The organism is Roseobacter sp. MED193, from assembly GCF_000152965.1.
Taxonomy (GTDB): domain Bacteria; phylum Pseudomonadota; class Alphaproteobacteria; order Rhodobacterales; family Rhodobacteraceae; genus Pseudophaeobacter.
The window spans coordinates 3,097,770-3,115,681 of record NZ_CH902583.1 but is presented as its reverse complement, the minus strand read 5'-3'; the positions used below and the strand labels follow the sequence as shown (position 1 = coordinate 3,115,681).

Annotated in this window: 21 protein-coding genes; 10 read left to right on the top strand and 11 right to left on the bottom strand. The window is 56.8% G+C overall.

Annotation, left to right across the window (positions count from 1 at the left end):
- Positions 1–21: 21 nt before the first annotated feature.
- The 6 genes from MED193_RS17390 to miaB form a co-directional block, all read right to left on the bottom strand.
- Entirely contained in the window at positions 22–924 is a 903-nt protein-coding gene (locus MED193_RS17390; RefSeq protein WP_009811068.1) for a hemolysin family protein, read from the bottom strand.
- A 22-nt stretch (positions 925–946) separates the two neighbouring features.
- Positions 947–1,459 carry an rRNA maturation RNase YbeY gene (ybeY, locus tag MED193_RS17385; protein ID WP_009811067.1) on the bottom strand — a complete coding sequence of 171 codons (513 nt, stop codon included), beginning with the start codon at positions 1,457–1,459 and terminating at the stop codon, positions 947–949.
- A gap of 61 nt (positions 1,460–1,520) precedes the next feature.
- Positions 1,521–2,528 (bottom strand): PhoH family protein, encoded by a 1,008-nt coding sequence (locus tag MED193_RS17380; protein WP_009811066.1) that lies wholly within the window; start codon positions 2,526–2,528, stop codon positions 1,521–1,523.
- Between the two features lie 163 nt (positions 2,529–2,691).
- Positions 2,692–2,997 carry a hypothetical protein gene (locus MED193_RS17375; protein ID WP_039966343.1) on the bottom strand — a complete coding sequence of 102 codons (306 nt, stop codon included), beginning with the start codon at positions 2,995–2,997 and terminating at the stop codon, positions 2,692–2,694.
- A 14-nt stretch (positions 2,998–3,011) separates the two neighbouring features.
- Positions 3,012–3,578, bottom strand: a complete 567-nt coding sequence (locus MED193_RS17370; protein WP_009811064.1) for an OmpA family protein — start codon at positions 3,576–3,578, stop codon at positions 3,012–3,014.
- Positions 3,579–3,936: 358 nt separating this feature from the next.
- Complete coding sequence (gene miaB, locus MED193_RS17365) at positions 3,937–5,259, bottom strand: tRNA (N6-isopentenyl adenosine(37)-C2)-methylthiotransferase MiaB (protein WP_039966994.1); 1,323 nt, start codon at positions 5,257–5,259, stop codon at positions 3,937–3,939.
- A 138-nt stretch (positions 5,260–5,397) separates the two neighbouring features.
- Between miaB and MED193_RS17360 the strand changes: the two genes are divergently transcribed.
- A complete protein-coding gene (locus MED193_RS17360; protein WP_039966342.1) occupies positions 5,398–6,267 on the top strand; it encodes a hypothetical protein in 870 nt (289 codons plus the stop codon).
- Between the two features lie 117 nt (positions 6,268–6,384).
- Here the strand turns inward: MED193_RS17360 and MED193_RS17355 are convergent, their stop codons facing one another.
- Positions 6,385–7,182 (bottom strand): phytanoyl-CoA dioxygenase family protein, encoded by a 798-nt coding sequence (locus MED193_RS17355; protein ID WP_009811061.1) that lies wholly within the window; start codon positions 7,180–7,182, stop codon positions 6,385–6,387.
- A 153-nt stretch (positions 7,183–7,335) separates the two neighbouring features.
- On the opposite strand from MED193_RS17355, the gene MED193_RS17350 reads away from it, so the two are divergent.
- Positions 7,336–8,256 carry a LysR family transcriptional regulator gene (locus MED193_RS17350; protein ID WP_009811060.1) on the top strand — a complete coding sequence of 307 codons (921 nt, stop codon included), beginning with the start codon at positions 7,336–7,338 and terminating at the stop codon, positions 8,254–8,256.
- 4 nt (positions 8,257–8,260) lie between these two features.
- On the opposite strand, the gene irr is transcribed toward MED193_RS17350, so the two are convergent.
- On the bottom strand, positions 8,261–8,677 hold the full coding sequence (gene irr / locus MED193_RS17345) for a Fur family transcriptional regulator Irr (RefSeq protein WP_039966341.1): 417 nt from the start codon (positions 8,675–8,677) through the stop codon (positions 8,261–8,263).
- A gap of 209 nt (positions 8,678–8,886) precedes the next feature.
- Here irr and fabA point away from each other — a divergent pair, with 209 nt between their 5' ends.
- Entirely contained in the window at positions 8,887–9,396 is a 510-nt protein-coding gene (gene fabA, locus MED193_RS17340; protein ID WP_009811058.1) for a bifunctional 3-hydroxydecanoyl-ACP dehydratase/trans-2-decenoyl-ACP isomerase, read from the top strand.
- Between the two features lie 96 nt (positions 9,397–9,492).
- Here fabA and MED193_RS17335 read toward each other — a convergent pair whose 3' ends face one another.
- Positions 9,493–9,969, bottom strand: a complete 477-nt coding sequence (locus MED193_RS17335; protein WP_039966340.1) for a DUF4304 domain-containing protein — start codon at positions 9,967–9,969, stop codon at positions 9,493–9,495.
- Between the two features lie 221 nt (positions 9,970–10,190).
- On the opposite strand from MED193_RS17335, the gene fabB reads away from it, so the two are divergent.
- Together fabB and MED193_RS17325 are read left to right on the top strand one after the other, a co-directional pair.
- A complete protein-coding gene (gene fabB, locus MED193_RS17330) occupies positions 10,191–11,420 on the top strand; it encodes a beta-ketoacyl-ACP synthase I (RefSeq protein ID WP_009811057.1) in 1,230 nt (409 codons plus the stop codon).
- A gap of 7 nt (positions 11,421–11,427) precedes the next feature.
- Complete coding sequence (locus MED193_RS17325; RefSeq protein WP_009811056.1) at positions 11,428–12,219, top strand: enoyl-ACP reductase; 792 nt, start codon at positions 11,428–11,430, stop codon at positions 12,217–12,219.
- Positions 12,220–12,340: 121 nt separating this feature from the next.
- On the opposite strand, the gene MED193_RS17320 is transcribed toward MED193_RS17325, so the two are convergent.
- Entirely contained in the window at positions 12,341–12,718 is a 378-nt protein-coding gene (locus tag MED193_RS17320; protein WP_039966337.1) for a VOC family protein, read from the bottom strand.
- Between the two features lie 180 nt (positions 12,719–12,898).
- Between MED193_RS17320 and MED193_RS17315 the strand changes: the two genes are divergently transcribed.
- Positions 12,899–13,303, top strand: coding sequence for a winged helix-turn-helix transcriptional regulator (locus MED193_RS17315; RefSeq protein WP_368072273.1), 405 nt, complete (start codon positions 12,899–12,901; stop codon positions 13,301–13,303).
- A 135-nt stretch (positions 13,304–13,438) separates the two neighbouring features.
- Here the strand turns inward: MED193_RS17315 and MED193_RS17310 are convergent, their stop codons facing one another.
- A complete protein-coding gene (locus MED193_RS17310) occupies positions 13,439–13,867 on the bottom strand; it encodes a peptidylprolyl isomerase (protein ID WP_009811053.1) in 429 nt (142 codons plus the stop codon).
- Between the two features lie 217 nt (positions 13,868–14,084).
- Between MED193_RS17310 and MED193_RS17305 the strand changes: the two genes are divergently transcribed.
- From MED193_RS17305 to MED193_RS17290, 4 genes are read left to right on the top strand one after another with little or no spacing between them, the layout of a single operon-like run.
- Positions 14,085–14,771, top strand: coding sequence for a haloacid dehalogenase type II (locus MED193_RS17305; protein ID WP_009811052.1), 687 nt, complete (start codon positions 14,085–14,087; stop codon positions 14,769–14,771).
- A 14-nt stretch (positions 14,772–14,785) separates the two neighbouring features.
- Positions 14,786–15,619: an alpha/beta fold hydrolase gene (locus MED193_RS17300; protein WP_009811051.1), complete on the top strand. Its 834-nt coding sequence runs from the start codon at positions 14,786–14,788 to the stop codon at positions 15,617–15,619.
- A complete protein-coding gene (locus tag MED193_RS17295) occupies positions 15,619–16,596 on the top strand; it encodes a threonine/serine dehydratase (protein ID WP_009811050.1) in 978 nt (325 codons plus the stop codon). The genes MED193_RS17300 and MED193_RS17295 overlap by 1 nt, the downstream gene beginning before the upstream one ends.
- 36 nt (positions 16,597–16,632) lie before the next feature.
- Entirely contained in the window at positions 16,633–17,844 is a 1,212-nt protein-coding gene (locus MED193_RS17290) for an endonuclease/exonuclease/phosphatase family protein (RefSeq protein WP_009811049.1), read from the top strand.
- Positions 17,845–17,912 lie beyond the last annotated feature (68 nt).

The window sequence follows — 17,912 nt, the reverse complement described above, 5'->3', positions numbered from 1 at the left end:
ATCTGCCCCAAAGGCCGCTGCTCACGTGGCAGGGTCCGGCATCATCACCCGCAACCGTTTGATCCGGCGCGGGTCTGCATCCATGACTTCGAATTCTGGGCCCTCAGGGTGCACAATAACTTCTCCTCGTGCCGGAACCCGGCCAGACAGCATAAAGACCAGCCCGCCAAGCGTTTCGATCTCTTCACCATCGACATCTTCGTGTCGGGTCAGCGACCGACCGATCTCAGTCTCGAATTCATCCAATGGTGTTCGCGCAAGCGCGATATAGCAGCCTGCCTTTTCTTGATACCAGGTTTGATCCTCGCCAGGATCGTGCTCATCTTCGATCTCACCGATCACCTGCTCGATCAGATCCTCAATGGTCACCAATCCGTCCACGCCACCATATTCGTCGATGACGAGCGCCATGTGTCGACGCTCGGCCTGCATCTTGGCCAAGAGCACACCAATGGGCATAGAGGGAGGCACAAAAAGCAGAGGGCGCAACATCTGCGACAGCTCAAAGGGTTTGTTGCCACCATTGAACCCATGGGTCAGGGCAAAATCCTTGAGGTGAGCAAAACCAAGTGGCGTATCAAGGGTGCCCTCATAGACTGGGATCCGGGTGAAGCCACTATCCCGGAACACCTGCACCAGATCGTCTCGATCAATGGAGACCGGAACCGAGAGTATCTCGGCTGAAGGTATCGCAACATCTTCCACCCGCATACGGCGCAGGTTTATCATCCCATGCGACTGAACCTCGGGGCTCGGTCCTTCCGGTTCCACCTGTGGCTGTTGCGCTGGTGTATCCGGCGTAAAGGAGCCAAAAATACGCTCCCAGAAGCCTGGTCGTTGAGCGGCACTGGCTTCTGCCACGGTGCCGCTGATGTTCTGCAGCGCGCCATGCGCCGCGTTAGAACTGCCTTCTATATCGCCCATCTGTCCTATCCAAAATGCCCTGCTAAAGGCTGTCATCCACAGTATATGGGTCATCCAGACCCAGATTGCCAAGTATCTCGACCTCCAAGCCCTCCATCACTGTGGCGTCAAGGTCGCTAATGTGATCATAGCCCAAAAGATGCAATACTCCGTGAACAATCAAATGCCGCAAATGATCCGCTAATGGCTTATTTGCGGCATCAGCTTCACGCAGACAGGTATCGTAGGCAATGGCGATATCGCCGAGCGGGATCTCGCCTGTAAAATCCGCCTCCGGCACGGCTGGCTGTCCTCCCGGTTCTGAGGCCGCAAGATCCTCTGCGGGCCAGCTCAGCACATTGGTTGGCACCGGTTTTTCGCGGAATTCAGCATTCAGGCCAGCGATTTGATCATCGTCGCAGGCCAACAACGCGATTTCGCAATCCTCTGGATCAAGGCCAAAATGCCCAAGTGCAGCACCAACTGCCTGATGTGCGAGAGCTTCAAGTCCGGCCTCCTGCCAGCGACTGTCCTCAATTGTGATCTCCAAAGCCATCTATACCGTCACCCTTAAACCGCCTCAGCTGTACTGACCCGTTTCGCCAATGACCTGGGCGTCAGGCCGGTGGCGTCTCGGCGTCATAGGCCTCGATGATGGCGGCGACAAGCGGATGTCGCACGACGTCACGCGCGGTGAAGTAATTAAAACTGATTTTGGAAATCGGCGTCAGCAACCGCTCGGCATCCGCCAGGCCAGAGGTAACCCCGCGCGGCAGGTCCACCTGAGTACGGTCGCCGGTGATCACCATGCGAGAGCCTTCGCCCAGGCGGGTCAGGAACATTTTCATCTGCATCGAAGTGGCATTCTGAGCCTCATCCAGCACCACAAAAGCATTGGACAGGGTACGCCCGCGCATAAAGGCCAAAGGCGCAATCTCTATCTGCTTTTCCTCAAGCAGCTTCGCCAGCTGCTTACCAGGCAGGAAATCATTCAGCGCATCATAGAGCGGCTGCATATAGGGGTCGACCTTGTCCTTCATGTCACCCGGCAGATAGCCAAGCTTCTCTCCAGCCTCTACTGCAGGACGAGACAGGATGATCTTATCCACCTGCCCGGTGATAAACAGGTTCACACCGACGGCCACCGCCAGATAGGTTTTGCCGGTCCCAGCAGGGCCAATACCAAAGGCAAGCTCGTGCTCAAACAAAGAACGCACATAGGCCTTTTGTGCATCGGTACGCGGCTCAACCAGCTTTTTACGGGTCTTAATCTCAACCGCACCCCCCTTGAACATTTCAAGCTGGTCATCGGCAACGTCATCGTCGGAATGCCCCATACGCAGCTCGCGATCAACATCGCCGTGCTCGACACTCCGACCAGTTTCCAACCGATCATAAAGCGAGATGAGCACTTCCGCGGCCTGATCGCGCAGCGCCTCCTCCCCTAAAACCGAAAGCTGATTGCCACGGCGAACAATCTGGACGCCGATTTTTTGTTCGATTTCTGTTAGGTTGCGGTCGTATTCACCACAAAGATCAATCAGCAGGCGATTGTCAGGAAATTCAAGCAGAACCTCATGTGCGCTGCTGGTGGTCGGCGACTGGATCCGGGCACTTGTGGCCAATGGGGGGAGCTCCTAGGCTGGTGTTTCTCTCTCCAGTCTGCCTCTGCCACCGCGCAGGTGCAAGCGGGCGTCCCGCAAATTCACAGAAATGAGACAAAAAAGGTCGCCCCCACAGGAGCGACCGATTTTTTTAAGCTAGACGTTTTACGCAGGCGCAAAAGCCTTACAGCGAATCCGGGAAGCTTGAACCATCCTTGAACGGGCCAGTTGCTACGTTGCGCGGCAACGGGCTGTTACAGACGGGTTTGCCATCCGGGGTACGCCGCAGATCAGCATAGCCTTCAAGCCCATCATCAATGATCCAATGTTCACATCCCTGCGGGTCAACCCAGATCCCTGCTGTCATATTCGACAGATGGGTATTGGACCCATCCCCGGCGTGTTGATCGCGGGTTTTGTCCTCGGTGATTTCACAGGCGGCCACTGCGGTCAGCGCAAGGGACAGCGCGGTTGCTTTGAGTAGGTGCATCTTGATGTCCTTCTTTAGCGCAGGCAATAGATTTCGACGCGACGGTTTTGCGCCATGTTTGACGCGCTGGTATTGGGTACACGTGGGTCACGCTCACCGTAAGCACGAATATCAGCAATCCGCGCGCCAACCGACTTAGCAACGCCTGCAACCGCATTCGCGCGACGCTGCGACAGACGGATATTATATTCGTCAGAGGCACGGCTATCGGTATGCCCCGCGATCACAAAGGAGCGCACATTGCCTTTGTTAGAGTTAAAGAACTCCTTCAGGCGCGTCTTACCCGCGGCACTGATATAGTGCTTGTCGGTGGCAAAGAACTGGTCCGTCTCCATCACACCGCAAAGATTACCACGACGACAAACTGGTTTGCCATTTGGCGTCACATGCGGCGTCATGTAGCCTTCGGCACCGTCGTCCATCACCCAGTGCTCACAGCCATCAGGGTCGACCCAGATAGTCGGAACATAACGCTCCCCAACAACCGTGCGCTGCTGCGCCTGAACAGACCCTGTCGACAGGCTCACCGCAGCCACCGTAGCGGCCACAAGCGCGAGCATGTTCTTTGCATTAAATGTCATCACAACCAGATTTCCTTCACCTAAGTCCCCCCAGAGTGTCGCCCAGGGAAGCTTGCCGCCTAAAATTCCTAACACTCAGGTTATTAGCAACAATCTACACGGCTTTTGTATTAATACATCCCCCACCCATATAGGCTTTTGGCAAGATTAAGCCCCTTCAGGCTACACTCATACCGTTTTGTTGCAATTGTCGCCGAGAGCGCTGCAATTATGACTCACTCTGTGAAATCGCATTGCATGAAAAGCGGGCATCGCAGGAGAAGGGACAGGCTGTTTTCACAAAAAGAATCGCCCTCTACCAGCGCACAGGCCCAAACTGACGATGCCCCCATAGGGACTTATCAGGCAAAACCAAATGCTAGTCGATCAACTCACCCGCCAGGGAGTTGGTCCGCGAAGAAACGATACGCACACGTGCAAGATCCCCTGCCTTGCGGTCACAGTCAGCCACATGAACGGCATGCAAATAGTCTGACTTCCCCAACATCTGGCCAGGCTGACGGCCCGGTTTTTCAAACAATACGCCGACCTCACGCCCCACCATACTGTCCTGAATTTCGCGCTGCTGACGCGTAAGCAATGCCTGCAGCCGCTGAAGACGGTCATCAGCCTCTGCAGGGTTTACCTGCGGGCGCTCTGCAGCAGGGGTTCCGGGCCGGGTCGAGTACTTGAATGAATACGCGGTGCCGTATTTGACCTCTTCGACCAGATCCAAAGTAGCTTGGAAATCTTCTTCGGTTTCTTCCGGGAAACCCACGATGAAATCTCCCGAAATCAGAATATCGGGCCGCGCCGCGCGAATACGTTCAATCAGACGCAGATAGCTCTCCGCCGTATGGCTACGGTTCATCCGCTTCAGGATCTTATCGGACCCGGCTTGCACGGGGAGATGCAGATAGGGCATCAGCTTCTTGCAGGTGCCATGGGCTTCGATCAGGTCATCCATCATATCGTTAGGATGACTGGTGGTGAAACGGATCCGCTCCAGCCCATCAACCTTGTCGAGCTCCCAAATCAGCTGTGCAAGGGTCAGATCACCATTGGCCCCAGCGCCGTGATAGGCATTCACATTCTGCCCCAAGAGAGTGATTTCACGCACGCCGCGTTCAACCAGATCACGCGCCTCGGTGAGGATACGATCCGCCGGCCGAGAGACCTCGGCCCCGCGCGTATAGGGCACAACACAAAAGGCGCAGAATTTGTCGCAGCCCTCCTGGACGGTCAAAAACGCCGTGGGACCGCGCGTGGCCTTGGGGCGGCGTTTCAGCTTCTCAAACTTATCTTCTTCAGGAAAATCAGTGTCCAGCACCTTCTCCCCCGCACGCGCCTTTTCTTCCATCTCTGGCAAGCGGTGGTAGCTTTGTGGCCCGACCACCAAATCCACCAACGGCTGACGACGCATGATTTCCTGCCCCTCAGCCTGTGCCACACAGCCTGCAACACCGATCTTCAGGTCCGGCTTTTCCGCCTTCAGCTTTTTGAATCGCCCCAGCTCGGAATAGACCTTTTCCGCCGCCTTTTCACGGATATGGCACGTGTTGAGCAAAATCATATCCGCCTCATCGGCCGATTTCACCTCACTATACCCCTGCCCACCAAGCGCTTCGGCCATGCGTTCACTGTCATAGACATTCATCTGACAGCCATAGGTTTTGATAAACAGCTTCTTGGGCGCAGTCATATCTTTGGTGCCTTCCAGCAGGGATCGGGAACAACGGCCTGCCATAACGGCAAATCTCGTGGCTTGCAATGCCGGTGGGATTACTCGATTTTAAGGACAAATGCCAGAAGGGCAACACAAGAGCAGAGACCAAGAAGCATGATGTACGCGTCGCTGGAAGAATTTCTCAGGCTACAAAAGGGGCTCCTGGCCAAGGGCCCGATTGCGCTGATCTTTGTCGAAGACGATGTCGAGGTTGCGACGACCCTGCGCCATCATTTGCAATCTGGCTTCAAAGCAGTTGTCGCCCTGATGCCAGATGCCTTTGATCTGCCTCGTGACATTAAATCCAAGATCCACCGCATCCCCTTTGACTGCAGTGCCCCGGCCAAAGTCTTCAAGGGCATCAACAAGATCATCGCCTCTGCAAAACCAGGTTGTTGGCTCTACTATTGCTACAACGCCGAATTCCTGTTCTTCCCCTTCTGCGAAACCCGAACAGTGGCAGAAATGCTGACATTCCATACGGAGGAGCGCCGCTCGGCGATGCTGACCTACGTAATCGACCTCTATGCGGGGGATCTGGACAAGCATCCCAGTGCAGTCTCTCTGGAAACCGCCTTTCTCGACAAATCAGGCTACTATGCGCAGGCACGCTGGGACGATGATACAAATGCACCGCGCGAAAGGCAGCTGGACTTCTTTGGCGGCGTGCGATGGCGCCATGAAGAACATATCCCCTGGACCAGCCGCAAAATCGACAGGATATCCCTGTTCCAAGCCAAAGAAGGTCTGGAACTACTAGAGAACCACACCTTCAACGACCAAGAATACAATACCTACGCCTGTCCCTGGCATCACAATCTGACCGCCGCCGTATGTTCTTTCCGCACGGCCAAGGCCCTCAAACGCAACCCGGGATCCGATTTTGCCATCGATAGCTTTCGCTGGCACAACTCCACCCCTTTTGACTGGCACTCCCGGCAATTGCTCGACCTTGGCTTAATGGAGCCCGGACAGTGGTTCTGACGCCTCGATTCAACCCTGCCGCCCCAGGCTTCATTTCGCCAAAGATATCACTGGGGTAAATACGCCGCCAAGGCTCAAGAGGGGGCAGCGCCCCCCTACAGAATCCCAACCTCAAAACTATCGCTGCAACAGTACAGGGAACCAATCCTCCCGCAGCCGCTGTCCCGGCATCATATTATGTCCCGGATAGGGCGGCGAGGTCGGGCCGGGGCGCTCAACATAGCGCACATCCTCCCCGACCAACCGCAATGAGAAGGCCCGGCGACGGGTCTCACTGGTATTCGCACGTGCACCATGCAGGGTCTTGAAATCAAACGCTACCGCATCCCCAGGCTCCATCTCCCACTCCAGTATGCGCATACCTTCGGCCTCAGGGTCTGGCACAGGCATATATTGCCCTACGTCGGCAAAGAACCCCTCCTCAGAGACCCAGCGGGTTGGCAGCACCTCCTTCTCCCACCGATGAGACCCTGCAACGCAGCGCAGGCTCGCGTCACTCACCGGATCCAGTGGCGACCAGAAACTGATGGTCTGACGCCCTTCCACAAAATAGTAGGGCCCATCCTGGTGCCAGGGAGTCGCCATGGACGTCCCAGGCTCCTTCACCAAGACATGATCATGGAACATCTGCACCCGGCCCGACTGCATCAAGTCAGCGGCAACCTCTGCCACAGGAGACGATTTGATCGCCTCTTCAAAATCCGGAATACGTGGCCAATTGCAGTAGTCATCAAAAAAACGCCCGGTCTGGCCTGCTTTTTCATTGTTCGAGGCGTAGGGACCAGGATCCGCCATATTCTGATCCACACCGCGGCGCAGCTGATCTACCTGACCCTTGAACAACCCCTTGATCAAAACAACACCATCGCGTTGGAACTGGCTGATATGCTCTTGAGTGATAAGGGGGTGCACCATGCGTGTCTCCGTCCAAGTTAAATCAATCAGGCTCCCCAATGGTCACTCATGTGCCCAAAGCGCGCCTGCTCGAAAAAGTTTTCTCGCAGCCCAGAGCCTGTCGCCCTTTGTTATTAGTTTCAAATAATATATTTCTAATGTAGCCATAAATTCATGCTATACCTCACCCTACGCCACTATGAATATATCTGCGCTGTAGCCGAATACGGCAGCCTTTCTGCGGCCGCAGAGGCTCTGCATGTCAGCCAACCTGCGCTCTCAACGGCGCTGGCCCGGGCAGAGGACCACCTTGGTCACGCGCTATTTGTGCGCCGTCAGGGAGCCCCCTTAAGCCTCACCCCACAGGGGCGTGATTTTGCAAAGGCAGCGCAAAAGCTGGTGGAACAGGCTCGCCGTCTGGAAGCCCCCGATGGTGCCAAATCGCCCTGGCAAGAACTGACCATTGGCTGCTTTTCGGATCTGGCACCCTTTGTCCTGGCACCCGCGCTGCACTGCCTGCGCCAGACCTTTCCCCAACTGGCCGTGAACATGCGAAGCTTAGGCTTCTCCCAACTCACTCAAGCGCTGCTCCAGAATGAGATTGACCTCGCGGTGACCTATGACCTCGGTCTGGACGCTGGGTTTGATCGCAAAATCATCGACCGGCGCAGACCTCAGGCCCTGCTCTCCCCCAATCACGCCCTGGCGCATCACAGCAGCCTGTCTCTGGCGGAACTGTCCCGCGAGCCCTTGGTGCTGTCTCAAGAGGGGTTATCCGTGCAGCACATGCTAACACTGTTCAAAACTCTCGACCTCACACCGCGTATCGCCCATCGCGCGGCCTCCCTCGAAGTGCTGCGCAGCCTGGCTGCCAATGGCGAGGGCATCGGCATCAGCTATAGCGCCCCAGCCATACCCCACAGTTATGACGGCAAAGAGATCCTGCGTATTCCGATCCGAGATTCCTGCGCAATTGAACCGGTGATTATCGCGTGTCATGGGGTCCCATTGCCCGAATCGCGCCTATCGCGCGTTCGGGAAATCCTGTCAAACGCCCTGGCTCAGGACGCCTCTGACGCCGGCAAAAACTGCTGACTGGTCAGATCTTGCGCAGGCGAATGACCACATCGACTGAAGCGATTTCCATACCCTCAGGCGCCTCTGGCAGCCGCTGAATCACCAATTGATCAGAAGGCGCATCGGTGACCCGATTGCCATCCTCCCAATAATAATGCGGATGATCATGGGTATTGGTGTCAAAATAGCTCTTTGACCCATCCACGGTAATTTCTTGCAGAACCCCGGCCTCGCAAAATGCACGCAAAGTGTTGTAGACAGTGGCCAGAGAAACGGCAGCCCCCTTGGTCTTGGCCGCGTCAAACAGGCTTTCGGCGGTCACATGGCGATGCTTACCATCGCCGACCAAAAGTTCCGCCAGGGCAAGCCGTTGACGGGTTGGGCGCAAACCGGCCTCTACCAGCCAGTTCGTTGCCAAGTCTTCGCTGTTTGGCGTCATGTGCGGATCCTGCATCGCGTTGCTATGGGCGTTTATACTGCGAATGAATTGCATTTTTCAAACAGAATCCCCAATTTCCGACCAACGCCGCCCCGATCCTGTGACATCGTCACGCCGCGCAGCATCGCTCACTGCCCTTGCAGGACCCTTGAACCGGGTGCTACAGGAGGGAAAAGACATGAAACACCTCAGGCAGGAGACGCGCCAGCATGGCCGATTACCCCAGCAGCTTTGACAAAGACGATCTGTTGAAATGTGCCCGCGGAGAGCTGTTTGGCCCCGGCAATGCCCAGCTGCCAGCACCGCCAATGTTGATGATGGACCGCATCACCGAGGTCAGCGCCGACGGTGGTGCCCACGGCAAGGGTCATATCGTTGCGGAATTCGACATCACACCTGAGCTGTGGTTCTTTGACTGCCATTTCCCTGGTAACCCCATCATGCCCGGCTGCCTGGGCCTGGATGGGTTGTGGCAGCTCACCGGGTTCAACCTCGGCTGGCGCGGCTGGAAGGGCCGCGGCATGGCCGTGGGCGTGGGCGAAGTAAAGCTCACCGGCATGGTCCGCCCCGAGCGTAAGATGCTGACCTATAAGATCGACTTCAAAAAAGCGATCCAGACCCGCCGCCTGACCATGGGTGTGGCGGATGGTATCGTCGAAGCCGATGGCGAGATGATCTATGACGTCAAGGACATGAAGGTCGTTCTGTCCGAGGCCTAATTTGCTCGGCGAGCTTGAGACTGAAAAGAGGCCTATGGGCCTCTTTTTTTATTGAGGAATGTCCGCTTCGAGACCAAAGTAGACAAAAAACTGGGATCAAGCAGAGGCCGCACTCATCTTGCCAAGCCACCAGCCTTCGGCCTCAGATATGAATAGCTTCGCGCACTGTTCAGCAATTTCATTTACTTCCGAAGTGCTACCCCTAAACTCTCCATAGCTTGTTTTTCCATAACTAAACCAATTGTCGCCTTCACCCCCAGAGCCTAATCGACTTCGTTCTCGTGTGGCTGTAACTCTAAGGGCTCTCGGCTCAGCTTCTGGCTCAAAAGAAACATTTCTTCTTTCAGGGTCAGCGTAACCTAAGTTTATGCAAAAGCTTCCCCCGGATGAGAAAAACTGAAAGTTAACCAGAGCGACAAAGTTCTCATGCTCTCTGTAAAAGTTTGGAAACGTTCCTTTGAACCCTTGGTTACGCAAAGCGGGTATGCATCCAGCCTTTAACGCCGTTTCCATCGACTTACGATCCGCGTTGTGTTTTGGCTTTCTCAACGGCCCAAGGAGTTTCTCAAACATGCTTCTATCTTAGTGCAGACCAAAAGAAGTTTAAAGTCCGCTTTGGCAGCGCCCGAACCGCCCCCACGGGGCGGGCGCTTCGCTCGGTTCGGACGCGGGGGCTTTCTGAAAAGGCGTAATGGCAGCCAAGCCAGCTCTCAACCTGAGCCACACCACCATGCCATCTTGCACCTCTGCTTCGCAATGCATACTAAGACATAAGCAATCAAGGGAGTGCACGTATGCGTCGTGTCGTCGTCACCGGTCTGGGGATCGTCTCCTCCATCGGAAACAACACCGAAGAAGTCATCGCCGCGTTGAAAGCGGGGAAATCCGGCATCGTTGCCAGCCCGGAAATGACCGAGCACGGCTTTCGCAGCCAGGTCGCCGGCACGCTGAAAATCGACATCAAGGAACATGTCGACAAACGCGCGCTGCGCTTCATGGGGCCTGGTGCCGCTTATGCTCATATCGCCATGAGCCAGGCCATTGCCGATGCGGGGCTCTCTGAGGATCAGGTCGTCAATACCCGCACTGGCCTAGTTGCTGGTTCCGGTGGTCCGTCGACCTCTGCCATGCTGACGGCGCATCAGGTTGTTGCCAAGACCGGCGCCACCAAGCGCATTGGGCCTTTTGCAGTGCCTAAGTGCATGTCCTCGACCATTTCGGCCAACCTCGCGACGGCCTTCAAGATCAAGGGCATCAACTATTCCATCACCTCGGCCTGCTCGACCTCCCTGCACTGCATCGGCAATGCTGCCGAGCAGATCATGATGGGCAAGCAGGACGTGATGTTTGCCGGTGGCGGCGAAGAGCTGGACTGGACCCTGTCCTGCCTGTTTGACGCCATGGGCGCGATGTCCTCGAAGAAAAACGACGACCCCGAAGCGGCCAGCCGTGCCTTTGATCAGGACCGTGATGGTTTTGTCATCTCCGGCGGTGGCGGCATCGTGGTGCTGGAAGATCTCGATCACGCCCTGGCACGCGGTGCCAAGATCTATGCCGAAGTGGTTGGCTATGCGGCCACATCCGATGGTCACGATATGGTTGCGCCCTCTGGCGAAGGTGGCGAACGCGCCATGCGTCTGGCCCTGTCCACCCTGCCCGAAAGCCGCAAGGTCAGCTATATCAACGCCCATGGCACCTCGACACCCGTCGGCGATGTCGGTGAGGTAGAAGCTGTGCGCCGCGTCTTTGGCGAAGGTCAAACCCCGCCGATCTCTTCAACCAAATCTATGACCGGCCATGCCCAGGGCGCCGCGGGCGCGTTGGAGGCAATTTTCTGCCTGTTGATGCTGGACAATGATTTCATCACCCCTTCGATCAATGTGGACACCCTGGCCGAAGGCATTCTGCCCGGCGAGATCGCCACCGACCTCGTAGAAAACGCAGGCCTCGACTGTGTCATGACCAACAGCTTTGGCTTTGGTGGCACCAATGGATCGATGGTATTGAGCAAGTACAAAGGATAACCCGACAATGTCAGGATTTTTGACGGGCAAGCGCGGATTGATCATGGGCGTTGCCAATGAGCGATCAATTGCATGGGGCATTGCCAAGGCCATGGCCGAGGCTGGCGCTGAACTGGCCTTCACCTACCAGGGAGAGGCCTTTGGTAAGCGACTCGAACCACTGGCTCAAAGCGTTGGCAGCGATTTTATGGTGGATGTGGATGTCACGGATGACGCCTCTCTGGACGCCGCTTTTGACCAGTTGGGCGGCCGCTGGGAGAGCATTGATTTTGTTGTCCACGCTATCGCCTTTTCGGATAAATCCGAACTGACGGGGCGTTTCTTGAACACCAGCCGGGCAAACTTCAAGAACTCTATGGATATCTCGGCCTATTCCTTCATCGAAGTGGCGCGTCGCGCGCATCCCTTCATGAAAGACAATGGCGGCACCCTGCTGACGCTGACCTATGGCGGGTCGAACCGGGTCACTCCGAACTATAACGTCATGGGGGTTGCAAAGGCGGCATTGGAAAGCGCCACACGCTATCTCGCCAATGATCTTGGCCCTGAAGGGATCCGCGTCAATGCGATCTCTCCCGGCCCGATGAAAACCCTTGCCGGCGCAGCCATTGGTGGGGCCCGCAAGACCTATAAGCACACTGAACTGAATACCCCGATGCGCTCCAATGCAACACTGGAGGCCGTAGGCGGCACTGCTGTCTACCTGGCCTCGGATGCAGGCGCCTGCACCACCGGTGAGATCATCCACGTCGATGGCGGCTTTCATGTTCTGGGCATGCCGCAACAGGAACATCTGTAAACTGCAGCGGCATGATCCAATATTGACAAAGGGCGCCTCAACAGGCGCCCTTTTGCTTTGAGGCTAGCTCACCGCTGCCGCCTGTAGACAAACCCCTAATGGACGATGCGGAGATCCAGCATCAGGCACTACCTGTCAGGTCTTCAGCGAGCATCAGCGCATTGCCATCAGGATCAAAGAAGGTGGCAGTCTTGACCATTCCTTCGATGACTTCCGTTGCGCCATCAAAGACGACCTTTGCCTGTTCCAACTTGCGACGCGCTTCATCTAAATCAGCGATACCAAAGACCGGTACACAATTGCCCGGAGCCGGGCGCGCCTGCTCCCCAAAACCAAGTGTCACTCCAACTGTATTGGTCTGCACCTCGGACCACCCCGCCTCATCCGCGTGATAAAGTGTCTCAAAACCAAGCATGTCCCTATACCACCTGGCGCTGGCATGTCGGTCCGCCACCGAGAGAGCAATTGTGATCGTTTCCTTAGGTGAAATGAGCGACATGCTCTTTCCTTTCGTCATTAAATTTATTAACTATACTTTATGTACATAGATCTTTTTGTCAATATCACTTCCAGGGCCTGGGCGCTTCCAATCCTTGCGAGCCTGCATGAAAAGGTGCCGGGGCGTCAGGCAGCGCTGCTTTCAGCAACCGGCGCAGGTCGGGCCGCATTTGGTGCGAGCATGCAGCACCTCATCGAGATTGGATTGGTAGAACGCAACCCAGGTCACGGTCACCCTTTGCGGCCAGAGTTTCGCCTGACCCAACTGGGAATGAGCGCTGCGGCCACCGCACATAAACTTTACAGAGCCGCCGGAACAGAGGGGCATGATCTGATGCGTCGATCCTGGACGCTACCCATTTTGACCACACTGGATACGTCCTGCCACTTCAATGAGGTCAAACGCAAGCTGCCAAAGATCACGGACCGCGCGCTGTCTCAATCCCTCAAACTGATGGAAGGGCAGCAATGGGTCCAACGCAGGGTCATCAGCGCGAAACGCCCGCCGCAGTCAGTTTACAGTGCCATCAATGCAGGCGCGTTAATCAGCCAGACCGCTGGGGCGGAGATCAGCTTCACCTGTTAATTCTTCATAGTTTGCCATCGGGGCAGCAGCGCTACAGACAAAAAAACCTGCCAGGGCATTCGCACCCCCGCAGGTTTATCAGAGCCCCAAGCACAGGACTAAAGTTCACATCACTGCAGCACAAAGCGGCAAGGATCAGCCGATCGAGACCAGCTCGATGTCAAAATTCAGGTCCTTACCCGCCAGTGGATGGTTGGCATCCAAGGTCACAGTGGCTTCGGTCACTTCCACCACAGTCACAGGTAGCACATGGCCTTCAGGGCTTTGCATTTGCAACTGAGTGCCCAGCTCCAGCGGGATATCATCTGGAATACCTTCGCGCGGGATCGCCTGACGGGCCTCGGGGTTCAGCGGGCCATAGGCATCCACTGATGGGATTTCCAGACGCTTCTTGTCGCCAACGGTCATGCCTGGCAGCCCGGCATCCATGCCTGCAATCACCTGACCAGAGCCCACAGTGAACTCCAGCGGCTCACGCCCTTCAGAGCTGTCAAAGACAGATCCATCCGTCAGGGTGCCCGTATAGTGAATGCGGACGGTATCGCCGTTCTTTACCTCGGTCATCTGACCTCCAGTCTTTGTGTAGGTTACAATGGCCGGCACCCTACAGTTCCCGGCGGCAAAGTAAAGGCGCCGCACTCTCCTGTCAGGGCGCCCCCTGCCAAAGCCGCGATACAACCCAGCTGCAGCCTGGTTTAGCAGCCAGAATTGTATCCATCACAAGTTCGCGCTTTGCGCAGCGACCAAGGCCATGACAGGATACGCGCAAAGGGAGAAAGCAATGCCGATCACCACCTGCGTTTTTGATGCCTACGGTACTTTATTCGACGTCACTGCTGCGGCCCGCCAAGCCGCGACCGAACCAGAGTTTCCACTGCTGCAAGACAACTGGGCAACGCTTGCAAATCATTGGCGGCTGAAACAGCTACAATATACTTGGCTGCGTGCGATTACAGATGCCCATTGCAGCTTTTGGCAGGTAACCCAGGATGGGCTCGACTGGGCGCTAGAGGCGACCGGGCTCGCCGGGGATCCCAAACTGCGCCAGCGGTTGCTGGATTTATACTGGGAACTTCAGGCCTATCCAGAGGTCCCTGCCATGCTCAGCGCCCTGAAGAAAGCCGGGATGAATACGGCGATCTTGTCCAATGGCTCCCCCGACATGCTGGATGGGGCGGTTCAATCTGCTGGTATCGGTTTGCTCTTGGATGACGTTTTGTCAGTTGAAAGCGTGGGCATCTTCAAACCGGATTCGCGGGTCTATGATCTGGTCGGGCAGCGGTTCGGCTGCAAAAATGACGAGGTGCTTTTTGTCTCGTCCAATGGATGGGACGCAGCCGGCGCAGCGGGGTATGGGTTCACCACCGCCTGGGTTAACCGGGCCTCGGAGCCGATTGATCGGTTGCCCTGGACCCCGCAACAGGTGTTGAGCAACCTGACCTCCATCCCAGATCTGGCTGCCAAATAGGCGAGGTTCGCTGCATGAGTTTTTTCACCACCTCCGACGGGCTCTCGCTGTTCTATCAGGAAAGCGGTGCACCGACTGGCACGCCACTGATCTGCCTGGCAGGCCTCACGCGGGAAAGCCGGGATTTTCGTTACTTTATACCCCATGCCCAGCAGTATCGCGTGATTACGCTGGACGCACGGGGGCGCGGAGAATCCGACCGCGATCCAGAGTTCACCAACTACAACGTCCCGCGTGAGGCCCAGGACGTGCTGGAGCTGATGGATCATCTCTCCCTTCCTAAGGCCGCGTTCCTTGGCACCTCGCGTGGTGGCATGGTCGCCATGATGTTGGCAGCAAGCGCCAAGTCGCGGCTTTTGGCGGTAGTGCTCAACGATGTTGGCCCGGTCATTCCAACCGATGGCATCGACCGCATTATGCAATATGTCGGTCGCCGCCCCGCCGCCAAAACTCATGCACAGGCCGCCGAAACCTTGATGGCGCTGATGGGACCTGCCTTTGGCGATGTGCCCGCCCAACGCTGGCGTGAAGAGGTTGAAACCTTCTATGATGCCGGTGATGACGGCCTGCAACTGCGCTATGATCCCCGGCTTCGCGATGCATTGCTGGCGCAGGCAGATGCGGGACCTGTGCCGGATCTCTGGCCCTTGTTCATGGCATTGGAGGGTCTGCCCTGCGGTGTCATCCGGGGCGTCAATTCGGATGTGCTGAGCCATGAGACCTATCAGGAAATGCAAGAGCGCCTACCAACGATCCAGGCCATGGAGCTCGCCAATCGCGGCCATGTTCCCTTCCTCGATGAACCCCAATCCCTTTCACTTATTCATTCCGTTTTGGAGTCTCTTTGATGTCATCCTTTGAAATGATCCAGGCCGCTGCTAAGCGGTTGCAGGGCCATGCCCGCCTCACACCGATGCTTTCCTCTCCCTTTCTGGATGAGATCGCCGGACGTCGCCTTTTGGTCAAGGCTGAGTGCCTACAACACACAGGTTCCTTTAAATTTCGCGGCGGTTGGGCGGCAATCTCGGCCCTTTCCGACGCCGAGAAATCACGCGGTGTTCTGGCCTATTCCAGTGGCAACCACGCCCAGGGCGTTGCCGCTGCGGCCAAGGCCCACGAGGTCACGGCTGTGATCCTGATGCCCGCCGATGCGCCTAGCCTCAAGATCGAAAACACCCGCGCACTAGGCGCCGAAGTCGTGCTCTATGATCGCGTCGGAGGAGAGGACCGCAGCGCCATCGGTCGAGACCTGGCACAGAAACGTGGCCTCACCCTGATCAAACCCTATGACGAGCCGCAGGTAATCGCCGGTCAGGGCAGCGTTGGCCTGGAAATCGCCGAACAAGCCAGAGCCGAAGGCGTTTGCGAAGCCGACGTGCTGATCTGTTGTGGCGGCGGCGGCCTCACCAGTGGTGTGGCACTGGCACTGGAGGGCACAGCCCCCGGATTGCGCGTGCGCCCAGCTGAGCCAGAACGATTTGATGATGTCACCCGTTCCCTGGCCAGTGGGCAGATCGAAAGCAATGCAGAAATCTCTGGATCAATCTGCGACGCGATCCTCACCCCCTCCCCTGGGGAAGTCACTTTTCCTGTGCTCAAACGCCTTTGTGGTCCCGGAGTGGTCGTCACCGAAGAAGATGCCCTACGCGCCATGGCCTTGGCCTTTCTGCGGCTCAAGATCGTGCTGGAACCTGGCGGTGCAGTTGCTCTCGCCGCTGCTCTGTTCCACTCGGATAACATCAAAGGCGATGCGGTGATTGCCGTGGCAACCGGCGGAAATGTTGATGCCGCTCTGTTCCAACAGGCTCTCAGCCGCTATGCTTGACCCCAGAAGGCCTCTATTCATCTGACGGAGTTCGTCATGAGCCGCTTTACCATCGCCTCCTTCAACGTCAAAAACTTGATCGGGCCGGATCAGGAGTACTACCGCTTCCAAAGCTACACCCCAGAGGAATATGCTTGGAAGTCAGACTGGATGGCCGACCAGATCCTGACCCTGGACGCAGACATTGTCGGCTTTCAGGAGATTTTTGAGGAAGAGCCCTTGCGGGAAGTGATCGCGGAGGCTGATGCCCGTGGCATTCAGGCCAACGCAGCCACGGTGCCGGACCGCTCCAAACGCTACCACCGCAAGGCCATTTTTCGCAAACTGGCCTATGGACCCTATGGCGATGCAGGGCTCGCCTTTGCGCCGAACATAAATGACACGGACAAGCCAGGTCAGCGTCGGCCCGGCCTGGCAATCCTGTCGCGCTTTGGCTTTGTCGGCACGCCCGAGGTAATCCAGGAACTCGATCCGCCATTGGACATCCCCATGTCCCATCTTGGCGGCGAAGAAGAAGCGGGTCATTACACCCTGCGCTGTCTTTCCCGGCCGATCCTCAAGGCGCGCATTCCCATAAACGGTCAGATTGTCACCGTCTTCAACTGCCATTTGAAATCAAAGCTGGGCGAGTTCATCACCCCGCCCGGCGCACCCCAAGCCCCCGAAACCGTGCTGACCGCCTATGATCCGGCGGGTCGAGCGCTCGGGGCGCTTCGCTCGGCCCTGCGTCGCATGGGGGAGGCCTGGGTCCTGCGTCGGGCTATTTTGGACGAACTGGAACAGGACCGCCCGGTGCTGGTGTTGGGAGACTTCAACGACGGCGAACATGCGGTCAGCAGCGAAATCATCTCCGGCGAGGTGCCTTTCCGCAATTACTCCTGGATGCTGCGCCACGACGCCAAACATGGCAGTGATCGCTATAGCCGCCAGGAGAACGACCAAATCCAGGAGGCCATCGATAAGGTCCGCCTGCGCTCGGCGGAAAAGACCTTCCTGAAGCGCTCGCTGCGGGATGTGGTTTATACCACCGCCTTTGGCGGCGTGCATGAAAGCATCGACCAGATCTACATGTCGCGCCATTTTGATCCCGATTGGAAAGGGGCCACCGGAAGAATGCATTACTTCAGCGTCTTCAATGACCACCTGACCGATGGCAGCCACCCTGAGGCCCCCTATAACAAGCTCGCTTCTGATCACGGGCAGATCATGGCCCATATGGAGCTGGCAACCACGGACCCTTCGGAATAACCCAGCTAAGCAGCGCACACAGGCTTTACCCTGCCAAGGCAGCCCCGTAGATTGCGCCAAAGTTCTAC